The sequence below is a fragment of the Deinococcus planocerae genome, from assembly GCF_002869765.1.
Lineage (GTDB): Bacteria > Deinococcota > Deinococci > Deinococcales > Deinococcaceae > Deinococcus > Deinococcus planocerae.
The window spans coordinates 35,908-47,500 of the sequence record NZ_PNOR01000009.1; the positions used below are offsets into that span (position 1 = coordinate 35,908).

Consider the following 11,593-nt stretch of genomic DNA (forward strand, 5'->3'; position numbering starts at 1 on the left):
AGTATGTCCAGGAGGAACGACGAGCCGGGCCGCGGAGAGCGCCACCTGTCACCCTCCCAGAGCTGTCCAGCCTGCGCACCCCCATTCCGCTGACCTGACCCGGGAGGTGGCCCCTGGTGGCCCCGCGGAGGTTTCTCGTGCCGGGCCTGATGTCGGCGCCAGTGAGCTGTACACCGACCAGCACCAGGTTCACGGGCCAGGGTCCATAACGCTGGGGGAACCCCTGCACCTGCCTGTCGCCTCCGCCCCGACGCTCTACTTGCCGAGCTTCCTGACCGCCTCCTCCGCCTCCTTGAGGCTGCCGAACTCGCCCGCGAGGTAGGCCCACTCCGCGCCACCTTCTGGTTTGGAAAGCTGGGCGTTCAGCTTCCAGAACTTGGGGTCGGTGTGCTTCTCCAGGTGAATCCGGTGGATGGCCGCGGCATTCACGTAGCTGCCGTCCTCCAGCTTGATGAACTTCGCCATGCCCCAGCTTAAGCGGCTCCCCCCATGACATCAGGAGGTGAGCAGGATGAGCCCCAGCGAACAGCAGAGATGCGAAACCACTTCCTCCGCCTCCGGGAGCCAGGAGAAAACACCCTCTCCCGAACAGCGAGGGGGTGACACCCGCCGGGCATTGACCCTGTGCCCGGTTTTGGCTATGATGGCACTGTCAGGGTATGCGCTGAACACGGGATGACCGTGTGCTCTGGCACCGCCCGAAGAGGGTCCCTACCCGAGAGTGGGATAACCAAGAGGATCAGTTCCAGCTCAATTTCAAAAGCGGCGGCACACCTGAGGTGTGCCGTCGCTTTTACCTCTGCACCTTGACCGGTCTGTTCATCTGGGTGTTGTAGAGCAGGAACTCGAACTTGACCGGCTTCGTCCTGGGCCGGTTTTCCAGCCTGTCGGCGTCCCGCGGAAAAGCACTCTCCACGATCAGCCTGAGCTGCCTGCTGCCCTGCTCCTTGTAGGGTTTGAAGTACACCTCGTACTCCACCTGCTCACCCTCCCGCGACGTCACCTCGATGGTGAAGGAGTTGCCGTGTCCGGTGTGAAAGCATTTCCTGCCCATCAGGTCCCGGACCAGGGCGGGCAGTTGCCGCGACAGCTCGTAGCGCAGGGTGTCGAAGCTGCGGTAGTCGCGGTTGGTGACGTGCCGGTATTCGAGCGCGGGGTCGTCTCCAGGCTTTTTCTTCTCCGTGAAGCAGTGATGGCCGAAATGCACGAACACCCGGTACGTGACGGCGGGTTTGCCGTCCTGAGCGGGCTTGAGGTATTCGCAGGTGAAGCCGTCGAGGTGGCTGAGGTCATAGACCTGCTCCCGGTAGAGAAAGGGCGGCCATTTCGTCATTCCGGGGCAGGAGAGTGTGCCTCTCAGGGGGCGGCGGGCAGAAATCCGAAGGGAACGCCCAGCGGCGTGAGCCGCCGCCCGACCTCCTGACGACGCGCCGGGGTGCCGACGTCCCGGATCAGGAGGCGTTCGGCCCGGCCCGGATGCTCCCGGACGAACCGGGCGTAGGTCTCCGGGTCGCGCTCCCCGCTGTCCCCGATCAATGTGAACCGGGCGGTGGTGGTCCGCGCCAGAGTGTCGAGGACGCGGCTCTTGTGCTCTGCGGCGCCCTCGCGGAAGAACAGCGGCCCCTCGGGAAGCCCGCGGACATGCAGCAGGGTCCGCAGGGAGACCGTCAGCCCGTCGGGACTGTTGCTGAGGGAGATGACCGGCCCGCGCGCCGCCTGCCCGCGCAGGAGGGCGGGAACGTCCGGGAAGAGGGGCCGGGTCGTGCCGTTGGCCGTCAGGCCGCTGCGCAGCGTCCAGCCCTGCACCACTCCCGTGACGATCACCGTGTCGTCGAGGTCGGTCACCGTGAGGTGCGCCGCGCCCGGGAAGGCGGGCGGGGGAAGCTGCACGGGAGCGGCTCCCTGGACACGGACGGTGGTCGCCCCCATCGTCCCGGTGGGCAACGGGCGGGTGGCGTACCCCGGCAGGTCCGTGACCACCCGCACCGCCGGACCCCGTTCGGGCTGACAGGTCACCGGGACGCCCGGGAGCGAGCCCGGCAGCAGGCGGGCGAGGTTGCGCGGCACGTTCAGCGCCACGGGGTCGCCCGGCGCGTCGGCACGCCCGGCGACCCCGTCGTCCGCGCTGACCCGGACGCGGAGCTGCGCGGGGTCGGGGGAGTCCAGGACCGTGAGGTGCGCCGCCTGGGCGGATCACAGGAGCAGGGCAGCCAGCAGGGGTCGGGACGTCAGATGGTCGGGCACGGCTCGCCGCACGCGGAGCAGGCCCGGGAGAGCGGGGCGCGTCGCCCCAGGGGCCAGGGGTGGCGCAGGGGGCCGGGTCCCGACCGGGGTGGCAGAGGCACCCGCCGGTATACCGGCCCTTTACCCGGCGGCCCTAGGATCGCGGCATGGACTGCCCAGCCCCCTCGCTGCCCCAGGGGAAGCTCCCGTGAGCCGGACCGCACCCCGCCGCCAGACGGTTTCCTGGCGGCGCCTGCTCGGGCCCGGCCTGATCACCGGGGCGTCGGACGACGATCCCAGCGGCATCGCCACCTACTCGCAGGTCGGGGCGCAGTTCGGCTCCGGCCTGCTGTGGACGATGCTGTTCACCTTCCCCCTGATGGCCGCCACCCAGGAGATCAGCGCGCGCATCGGGCGGGTCACCGGGCGGGGGCTGGCGAGCAACCTGCGCGAGTTCGCCCCGGCTCCGCTGCTGTACGGGGTCACGGCCCTGCTGGTGGGGGCGAACGTCATCAACCTGGGGGCCGACCTGGGCGCGATGGGAGCGGCCCTGCACCTCCTGATCGGCGGGCACGCGCACCTCTACACCGCGCTCCTCGCGCTGCTGTCGGTCGCGCTGCTGGTGTTCGTGCCGTACTCCCGGTACGTGCGGGGGCTGCGGTGGCTCACCCTGGCCCTGTTCACCTACGTCGCCACGGTGTTCGTGGTGCGGGTGCCGTGGAGTGAGGCGCTGCGGGCCACCCTCCTGCCCCACCTGAGCTGGAACGCGGCCAGCCTCCAGGCCCTGGTCGCGGTGCTCGGCACCACCATCAGCCCGTACCTCTTCTTCTGGCAGGCCTCGCAGGAGGTCGAGGACTCACGGGCCGAGCCCGGGGAGACGCGGCTGCGCCACCGCCCCGACCTCGCCCCCGCGCAGTTCCGGCGCATCCGGCTCGACACCCTGGTCGGCATGGGCTTCTCGAACCTGGTGGCCTACTTCATCATCCTGACGGCCGCCGTGACGCTCCACGCCTCGGGGCAGACCCACATCGCGACGGCGGCGCAGGCGGCACAGGCCCTGCGGCCCGTGGCGGGCCGCCTCGCCTTCGCCCTCTTCGCGCTCGGGATCGTCGGGACGGGCCTGCTCGCGGTGCCGGTGCTCACGGGCTCGGCCGCCTTCGCGGTGGGCGAGGCGCTGCGCTGGCCCGTCGGCCTGGCCCGGAGGCCCCTGGAGGCCCGGGGCTTCTACCTCGTCTTGGGCGCCTCGGCCCTGCTCGGGGTGGGGCTGAACTTCACGCCGGTCGACCCCATCCGCGCGCTGGTTCTCGCGGCGGTCGTCAACGGGGTGGCGAGCGCCCCGGTGATGGCGGCGATGCTGCTGCTGGCATCGAGCCGCCGGGTGATGGGCGAGTTCGTCCTGCCGCCCGGCCTGAAGGTCCTCGGCTGGATCGCCGCCCTGGTGATGCTCACGGCGAGCGTCCTGATGCTGGCGACCCTGGGCCGGTGACGCGGGGAGGACCGGTCGCCCGTGCACCCGCCCCAGTTCCCCCGTATACCGCCGCTATACCGTTCCTATACCGCCCCGCTCCATGCTGCCGCCATGACGGATTCCCTGACTGACCTGGTGAGGCGCGCGCAGCCGGCCACCCTGCTGCGCCTGTTTCTCGGCATCCTGCTGCCCCTCATCGTGCTGGGCTTGATCGGCGAGGACGTGCTCGAAAAGGAGCGTTTCGCCTTCGAGACGCCCGCCATGCTCTGGCTGCACGGGCACGCGGGCGGGGCGCTGACCGCCTTCAGCGTCTTCATGAACTACTTCGGGGGCCCGGTCGTGATGGGCGTGGTGATCGTGCTGCTCCCCACCATCTTCTGGTTCACCCGCCACCGGCCCCAGGCGCTGTTCGCCCTGCTGGCCCTGGGCGGCGCGGCGGGCGTGCAGGCCATCATGAAGCGCATCTTCCAGCGGCCCCGCCCCGAGCTGTGGCCGCGCCTGGTGGCGGAGACGGGCGCCTCGTTCCCGAGCGGGCACAGCACCGTCGCGGCGGCGCTCGCCGTCCTGGTGGTGCTCCTGCTGTGGCACACCCGCCTGCGCTGGCCGGCCCTGGTGCTTGGCGCGGGCTACTACGCCCTGATGGCCCTCTCGCGGGTCGTGCTGGGCGTGCACTACCCCACCGACGTGCTGGCCGGCGGCCTGACCTCGCTGGTGTGGGTTCTGGGCACGTACCAGATTCTGCGCGGGCGGCTCCTGCCGCGGAATGCGGGGCGAGCATGAAGCCTCCGGAGATCGAGGACGAGGCCCGGATCGGCGGCGCGTTCCCGGACAGGTCGGCCACCGGCCACGGGCTGGACCTGTGGCCGCAGGGGGGCCACACGCCCTCCTTCCCGGCACGCGACACGGCTGAGCCCTGGAACAGCGCCCCGGCCGTGGGGGGGCGCTCCAGTCCGGTCCAGTCTTCCGTCTTCCAGGAACGGCCCTCCCCGCCGCCCCCGGCGGACCGGCGGTCCCAGACGTGGCGGCTGCCGGGTGGGTTCGTGCTTGACCCAGGGACCAGGGAGCTGTCCCGTGACGGCGCCCGGGCGGCGCTGACCCGCCGGGAATTCGCCCTGCTCGAACTGCTGGCGAGTCAACCCGGTCGCGTTTTCACGCGGGCCGAGATCATCGCGGACGTCTGGGCCGGGAAGGCCCGGGTTCAGCCCAGGGTGATCGACGTGCACGTCCGCGCCATCCGCCGCAAGACCGGGCCGCAGGTCATCGAGACGTCCCGCTGCGCCGGGTACCGGCTGGGGGCGGTCACGTGAGGTTTGGGTGGGCACGTCCGGGAGGCCGGGGCCGACTCTGGCGGGTGCGCGAACGGCTCGTGATCCTGGGGCCAGCCGAACGAACGGCGGCGGCGCTGGGTGCTGGGCGGGCAGCGGGGTGGGACTCAGGGGCCTTTCCAGTCCGTCGGGGCTGGCCTGTGGAGCGCGCGTGACTGCCACGCCTGCCCCTGAGTCGCTGTGGCCAGCCCGGGTCGCCATCCTGACCGTCCTGGGGTTGAACCTGCTGCTGGGCGAACACCTCACTCCCGGCCCGAACTGGCTGCTCCCGGCGGTCGAGACCATGTTGTTGCTGCCGCTGAGCGTCCTGCGGGGGCGTCAACGCCGACATCTCCACCTTCACGGGCAGGCGGACCGTGCCCTGAGCCGCGTGACCCGCCCGCTCGCGCTGGGCCTGACCGGGCTGCTGCACCTCGCCAACCTCACGTCGCTGGGCCTGCTGGTGGGGGACCTGCTGGGGGGCAGCGGCGCGACGGGCCGGGCGCTGCTGGCGGACGCGCTGAACCTCTGGGTCACGAACGTGCTCGTCTTCTCGCTGTGGTACTGGGAACTCGACCGGGGCGGCGCCCTGCGCAGAACCCGCCCGGGGACCTACCCCGACTTCCTCTTTCCCCAGGCCGGGACGGCGGGCCTGGCCCCCGAGGGGTGGCGGCCCGAGTACGTCGACTACCTGTTCGTGGCGTTCACGAACGCCGCCGCCTTCAGCCCGACCGACACCCTCCCGCTCACCCGGCGCGCCAAGGCGCTGATGACCTTCCAGGCGGCCACGTCGATGCTGACCGTGGTCCTGGTCGCCAGCCGCGCCGTGAACATCCTGAGGTGACCCCATGCGCAGACGGCACGTTTTGATCACCACGGCAGTTCTCGGCGCGGCTGGCCTCGCGGCCTGGATCAACCTGCCCGCCGTGGGGCGGGTGTTCGACGCGGGGGCGGACCGGGTCGCGGCCCTGCCGCCCACGGCCCCCTTCCGCCCCGGCCAGCGGGTGCTGGTCCTCGCGCCGCACCCGGACGACGAGACGCTGTGCTGCGCGGGGCTGATCCAGCAGGCCCAGGCGGCCGGGGCGCGGGTGTTCGTGGCCTGGGCGACCGCCGGGGACGGCTTCGAGTTCGACGCGGTGCTGACCCGGCGGGTGCTGGACCCCGGCCCTGCGGACATGCGCGCCCTGGGGGACACCCGGGCGGCCGAGGCGCGGCGGGCCGTGGCGCTGCTGGGCGTGCCCCCGGAACGGACCTTCATGCTCGGGTACCCGGACGGCGGGCTCTTCCGGCTCTTCACCACCCAGTACGCGGAGCCCTACACCGCGCCACACACCGCGTCGGGCGCCGTGTACGTGCGGGGCGCCCTGACACCCGGCGCGCCGTACACCGGGCGGGCGCTGGAGGCCGATCTGTCGCGGGTGCTGGGCCGGGTCCGGCCGGACCTGGTGCTCGCCCCCGCCCCGCAGGACTTCCACGCCGACCACCGCACCCTCTCCTACCTCGCCATGCGGCTCATGAGCGCGCGGGGCCAGGAGGCGAGGGTGCGCTACTGGGTGGTGCACGGCGGCCTGGAGTGGCCGCTGCCCAAGGGCCTGCACGCGGGGCTGCCGCTGACCCTGCCGCCCCTGGCGAAGACCTTGCCGTGGGCCCGGGCGGACCTGACCCCCGCCCAGGTCGCGCGCAAGCGGGCGGCGGTGGACGCCTACCGCACCCAGACACGGGTGATGGGGCGTTTCATGCACGCCTTCGTGCGGCAGAACGAACTGCTCAGCGCGGAGCCCCTGCCGGAGGAGAGGGGGGCAGATGGTCTGAAGGTGAGTCCGACTTCAAGGTAGGGAAAGCGCAGAGCAGAGACAGCCGACTTTTCTCCCCGGCATGCGGGAACAAGCCAATCAAGAGGGCAGGAGGCGTGGCGATGACCAGTGAAACGCGGGACAGCATCAACGACATCTGGGGGGAACGCACCCCGCACGGGGCCGGGCAGGCGTGGCCTGCGCGGGTGGACGAGCGGGTCTCGGAAACGCCCGAGCGCTGGGTCCGGGGGGCGTGCGTGCTGTGCTCCAACGGCTGCGGCCTCGACATCGGCGTGAAGGACGGCCGGATCGTGGGCGTCCGCGGCCTCGCTTCTGACATGACCAACAAGGGGCGCCTGGGGCCCAAGGGCCTGCACGGCTGGGAGGCGAACAACAGCGGGGACCGGCTGGTCAGGCCCCTGGTCCGCAGGGATGGGCAGTTGCGGGAGGCGAGCTGGGACGAGGCGATGAGCCTCATCGTGCGGAAGTCGCAGGAGCTCGTCGAGGAACACACGAGTGGCGCCGTCGGCTTCTACACCTCCGGGCAGCTCTTCCTGGAGGAGTACTACACCCTGGCCGTGATCGGCAAGGCCGGCCTGGGCACCCCCCACATGGACGGCAACACCCGGCTGTGTACCGCGACCGCCGCCGCCGCCCTCAAGGAGTCGTTCGGGTCGGACGGCCAGCCGGGCTCGTACGAGGACCTCGACGTGACGGACTGCGTGATGCACGTCGGGCACAACGTCGCCTCGCAGCAGACGGTCCTGTGGACGCGCATCCTCGACCGTCTCGCCGGGCCGAATCCGCCGAAAATCATCGTCATTGACCCCCGCAGGACCTTCACGGCGGAGCAAGCGACCGTGCATCTCGCGCCGAAGGTCGGCACGAACGTCGCCGTGCTCAACGGGCTGCTGCACCTGATCATCCAGGCGGGCAAGACCGACCCGGCCTTTCTGCAAGCACACACGGTCGGGTACGAGAACCTGAACAGGGTCGTCGAGAAGTACACGCCGGAGTACGTCGAGGAACTGTCGGGTGTGCCTGCCGCCGACCTGCGCGCCGCCGGGGAGATTCTGGCGAACACGAAAACGCTCGTCTCCACCGTCCTCCAGGGCGTGTACCAGTCCATGCAGGCGACCGCCGCCGCCGTGCAGGTGAACAACATCCACCTGATCCGGGGCCTGATCGGCAAGCCCGGCAGCGGCATCCTCCAGATGAATGGGCAACCCACCGCGCAAAACACGCGGGAGACCGGCGCGGACGGCGACCTGCCGGGCTTCCGCAACTGGGGCAACCCTGAGCACATTGGGCAACTGGCGAAGCTCTGGAACGTCCCCTTCAACAAGATTCCGCACTGGAGTCCCCCGACCCACGCCATGCAGATCTGGCGCTACTGCGAGCAGGGCTCGATCAAGATGCTGTGGATCAGCGCGACGAACCCGGCCGTGTCCCTGCCGGACCTCGGGCGCATCCGCCGCATCCTCCAGAAAGAAGACCTGTTCGTGATCGTGCAGGACGCCTTTCTCACCGAGACCGCCCGGTACGCCGATGTGGTGTTGCCGGCCGCTATCTGGGGCGAGAAGACCGGCACCTTCACCAACGTCAGCCGTACGGTCCACATCTCGTGCAAGGCGGTCGAGCCGCCCGGCGAGGCCAGGAGCGACCTCGACATCTTCCTCGACTACGCGCGGCGCATGGACTTCCGAGATCAGGACGGGCAGCCCCTGGTCAAGTGGCACGACCCCGAGAGCGCCTTCGAGGCCTGGAAGGAATGCACCCGCGGGCGGCCCTGCGACTACACCGGCCTCACCTACGAAAAGCTTTTGGCGGGCAGCGGCATTCCCTGGCCGGTCAACGAGGGGCACCCGGACGGCACTGTGCGGCTGTACACCGACTTCGTGTTTCCCACCCATGCGGACGACGCCGAAACCTATGGGCAGGACTTCGACACGGGCGCGAGCGTCACCCCCGAGGAATACAAGGCGAACGATCCTCAGGGCCGGGCGCTGATCAAGGCGACCGACTACCGTGAGCCGCACGAGGTGCCCGACGAGGACTATCCGCTGTGGCTCACGACCGGGCGGCAGGTGTACCACTTCCACACGAGGACGAAGACCGGGCGGTCCAGCGCCTTGAATGCTGCGGCTCCCGACGCCTTCGTGCAGCTTTCCCCCGAGGACGCCGCGAGGTACGGCATCAAGGAAGGCGACTGGGTGCTGGTGGAGTCCCGGCGGGGCCTGGTGATCGAGCGCGCCCGACTCGGCAACACCGAACCCGGTCTGGTGTTCATTCCCTGGCACTACGGCTCCTGGGACGACCCCAGCCGCCCGCGCGCCGCCAACGAACTGACCCTCACGGAGTGGGACCCGGTGAGCAAGCAGCCGCACTTCAAGTACGCCGCCGTGCGGATCAGCCGGTACGCCGCAGACGCGCTCCCGACCCCCGGACTGTTGGGGCGCGCGGTGGAGGTGGCGCGGCACCTGGTCTCGGGGGAGAAGGAGCGCACCTCTTTCGCCTCCGAGTCCGGGGTCCCGCAGCCCAAGACCACGCAAAGGGTGGATGGTTGACATGCACGTCGGAAACTACCTGGGCCTGGTCCACGGGAGCGAGCAGCACCTGGTGGACGCTCTGAAAAAAGTCGCCGAACACCACGGGGACGAGCCGGACATTGAGGAGACGTGCCGGCTCCTCGCCTCGTGGTCCGAAAAGCATCTCGAACACCTGGGACTCCTGGTGCAGAAGTACGGGGAGAGCAAGAACCTTGAACCCGCCAACATGGAAAAGGCGCTGTTCCACGGGCCACAGAAGGGCAGCCTGGCGCTGCTGCGCGACCTGCACGATCTGTGGCTGCTGGCGAACGAGGTGCAGCTCTGCTGGACCGTGCTGGAACAGGCCGCCCAGGCGCTGCGCGACGATGAACTGGAGCGGGTCTGCCAGGAGTGCGGCCGGGAAACCAAGCGCCAGATCGCCTTCTTTCTGACGCGCATCAAGCAGGCCGCGCCGCAAGCCCTGGTGGTCGCCTGACCATGCCAGACCCGAATTCAGGAGGGCGAAGACTCTTCAGCCGAGGGTCCATCCCGGATGAGGCAGCGCTGGTCGTGGAAGAAAGAACCCGCCCAGATCGAGGAACGTTCCGTCACCGTGATGGCCGGGGTGCTGCTGATCGCGCTCCTCGGGGAAGTTCTGCGGCGTCTTCTCCTCAGACAGCAGGTGGGAGGTCCACCTTGATCTATTTCATGTTCGCGACCGGTATCGAGAACTCGTACCCCACCATCCAGGGCGGCCGGGTCCGGATGGACGAGATGGAGAAGTGCCGCCACTACGAGTTCTGGAAGAAGGACTTCGACCTCGTGCGCGAACTCGGGATCGAGTACCTGCGCTACGGCCCGCCGCTGCACCGGACCTGGCTGGGCCCCGACCGCTACGACTGGAGCTTCGCGGACGAGACCTACGCCGAGCTGCGGCGCCGGGACATCGTTCCCATCACCGACCTGTGCCACTTCGGGGTGCCCGACTGGATCGGGAACTTCCAGAACCCGGACTTCCCGGGGCAGTTCGCCCGCTACGCCCGCGCCTTCGCCCTGCGTTATCCCTGGGTGCAGCTCTACACCCCGGTGAACGAGATGTACATCTGCGCCCTCTTCTCGGCCAAGTACGGCTGGTGGAACGAGCAGATGACCACGGACACGGCCTTCGTGACGGCCCTGAAGCACATCGTGAGGGCGAACGTACTCGCCATGCAGGCCATCCTGGAGGTGCGCGCGGACGCCATCTTCATCCAGAGCGAGTCCACGGAATACTTCCACGCCGAGAACCCGTCCGCCATCCGCCCCGCCGAGATCATGAACGAGGTCCGCTTCCTGTCGCTCGATCTCAACTACGGTCACCGGGTCGGCTCGGAGATGTACGAGTACCTCATGGATCACGGCATGACGCGGGGGGAGTACCACTTCTTCCTGAACGAGACCCGCAAGCACCACTGCATCATGGGCAACGACTACTACGTGACGAACGAGCATCTGGTACATCCGGACGGAAGGACCGAGTGGGCGGGCGAGGTCTACGGCTACTCGGTGATCACCAACCAGTACTACGCCCGCTACGGCCTGCCGGTGATGCACACCGAGACGAACCTGGGCCAGGGGCCGAACGGCGACGAGGCCGTGAAATGGCTGCGCAAGGAGTGGGCGAACGTGCTGCGGGTGCGCAACGACGGGCTGCCCATCGTGGGCTTCACCTGGTACTCGCTGACCGACCAGGTGGACTGGGACACGGCGCTGCGCGAGAACAACGGGCGGGTCAATCCCCTCGGGCTCTACGACCTGGACCGCAACATCCGCCCGGTGGGGCAGGCGTACCGGGACCTGATCGCCCAGTGGCGCGACGTGCTCCCCACCCAGAGCGTCGTCCTCGCCCTGCCGATCTTCCCGCCCAGCCAGCAGCAGGAACCCGTGCTGCGCCGGGTGGAGAGCGGCGCCCGGGAGCGCGAGCGCCGTTCCCGCGCGGCGTCGGCCAAACTGATCGACCCCAACCTCGAAGGAGACGGAACATGAGCCGGTTCGAGAACAAGACCGTGATCGTCACGGGCGCCGCCAGCGGCATCGGCCTGGCCACCGCCACCCGCTTCGGGCAGGAGGGGGCGCGTGTCGTGATCGCCGACCTGCACGGCGACCAGGCGCAGAAGGCCGCCGAGGAGGTCAGGGCGACGGGGGCACTGGACGCCCTGGGGGTGGCCTGTGACGTTTCGAAGGCCGACCAGGTGCAGGGCTGCGTGGGGCAGGCGCTGGGGAGGTTCGGCACCCTCG

The 11,593-nt window shown here is 69.7% G+C and carries 13 protein-coding genes (1 of these 13 cut by a window edge); 10 read left to right on the forward strand and 3 right to left on the reverse strand.

Features of this window, described 5'->3' with window-relative positions; all coding sequences use genetic code 11:
* Window positions 1-255: 255 nt before the first annotated feature.
* The 3 genes from A7B18_RS06815 to A7B18_RS06825 form a co-directional block, all read right to left on the reverse strand.
* Window positions 256-465: a hypothetical protein gene (locus A7B18_RS06815; protein ID WP_102125947.1), complete on the reverse strand. Its 210-nt coding sequence runs from the start codon at window positions 463-465 to the stop codon at window positions 256-258.
* A 328-nt stretch (window positions 466-793) separates the two neighbouring features.
* Window positions 794-1,333, reverse strand: coding sequence for a hypothetical protein (locus A7B18_RS06820; protein ID WP_102125948.1), 540 nt, complete (start codon window positions 1,331-1,333; stop codon window positions 794-796).
* Between the two features lie 23 nt (window positions 1,334-1,356).
* Window positions 1,357-2,079 (reverse strand): phosphatidate phosphatase App1 family protein, encoded by a 723-nt coding sequence (locus A7B18_RS06825; RefSeq protein WP_165794058.1) that lies wholly within the window; start codon window positions 2,077-2,079, stop codon window positions 1,357-1,359.
* A gap of 352 nt (window positions 2,080-2,431) precedes the next feature.
* On the opposite strand from A7B18_RS06825, the gene A7B18_RS06830 reads away from it, so the two are divergent.
* The 10 genes from A7B18_RS06830 to A7B18_RS06870 form a co-directional block, all read left to right on the forward strand.
* Window positions 2,432-3,709: an NRAMP family divalent metal transporter gene (locus tag A7B18_RS06830; protein WP_102125949.1), complete on the forward strand. Its 1,278-nt coding sequence runs from the start codon at window positions 2,432-2,434 to the stop codon at window positions 3,707-3,709.
* 93 nt (window positions 3,710-3,802) lie between these two features.
* Window positions 3,803-4,471: a phosphatase PAP2 family protein gene (locus A7B18_RS06835; protein WP_102125950.1), complete on the forward strand. Its 669-nt coding sequence runs from the start codon at window positions 3,803-3,805 to the stop codon at window positions 4,469-4,471.
* The gene (locus tag A7B18_RS06840; protein ID WP_102125951.1) at window positions 4,468-4,998 is read left to right on the forward strand and encodes a winged helix-turn-helix domain-containing protein; all 531 of its coding nucleotides are present in this window, start codon (window positions 4,468-4,470) and stop codon (window positions 4,996-4,998) included. Before A7B18_RS06835 ends, A7B18_RS06840 begins: the two co-directional genes overlap by 4 nt.
* A 169-nt stretch (window positions 4,999-5,167) precedes the next feature.
* On the forward strand, window positions 5,168-5,839 hold the full coding sequence (locus tag A7B18_RS06845; protein WP_102125952.1) for a hypothetical protein: 672 nt from the start codon (window positions 5,168-5,170) through the stop codon (window positions 5,837-5,839).
* A 4-nt stretch (window positions 5,840-5,843) separates the two neighbouring features.
* Window positions 5,844-6,830, forward strand: coding sequence for a PIG-L deacetylase family protein (locus A7B18_RS06850; RefSeq protein ID WP_102125953.1), 987 nt, complete (start codon window positions 5,844-5,846; stop codon window positions 6,828-6,830).
* Between the two features lie 80 nt (window positions 6,831-6,910).
* A complete protein-coding gene (locus tag A7B18_RS06855; RefSeq protein ID WP_102125954.1) occupies window positions 6,911-9,355 on the forward strand; it encodes a molybdopterin oxidoreductase family protein in 2,445 nt (814 codons plus the stop codon).
* A 1-nt stretch (window position 9,356) separates the two neighbouring features.
* Window positions 9,357-9,812, forward strand: coding sequence for a molybdopterin oxidoreductase (locus tag A7B18_RS06860; protein ID WP_102125955.1), 456 nt, complete (start codon window positions 9,357-9,359; stop codon window positions 9,810-9,812).
* A gap of 57 nt (window positions 9,813-9,869) precedes the next feature.
* Entirely contained in the window at window positions 9,870-10,016 is a 147-nt protein-coding gene (locus tag A7B18_RS21890; RefSeq protein WP_164973358.1) for a hypothetical protein, read from the forward strand.
* Window positions 10,013-11,341 carry a family 1 glycosylhydrolase gene (locus A7B18_RS06865; protein WP_201262712.1) on the forward strand — a complete coding sequence of 443 codons (1,329 nt, stop codon included), beginning with the start codon at window positions 10,013-10,015 and terminating at the stop codon, window positions 11,339-11,341. The genes A7B18_RS21890 and A7B18_RS06865 overlap by 4 nt, the downstream gene beginning before the upstream one ends.
* Window positions 11,338-11,593, forward strand: the 5' portion of a protein-coding gene (locus tag A7B18_RS06870) for an SDR family NAD(P)-dependent oxidoreductase (protein WP_102125956.1). The gene runs 485 nt beyond the window's last position; the window shows 256 of its 741 coding nt (coding positions 1-256); it begins with the start codon at window positions 11,338-11,340; the stop codon falls past the right edge of the window. The genes A7B18_RS06865 and A7B18_RS06870 overlap by 4 nt, the downstream gene beginning before the upstream one ends.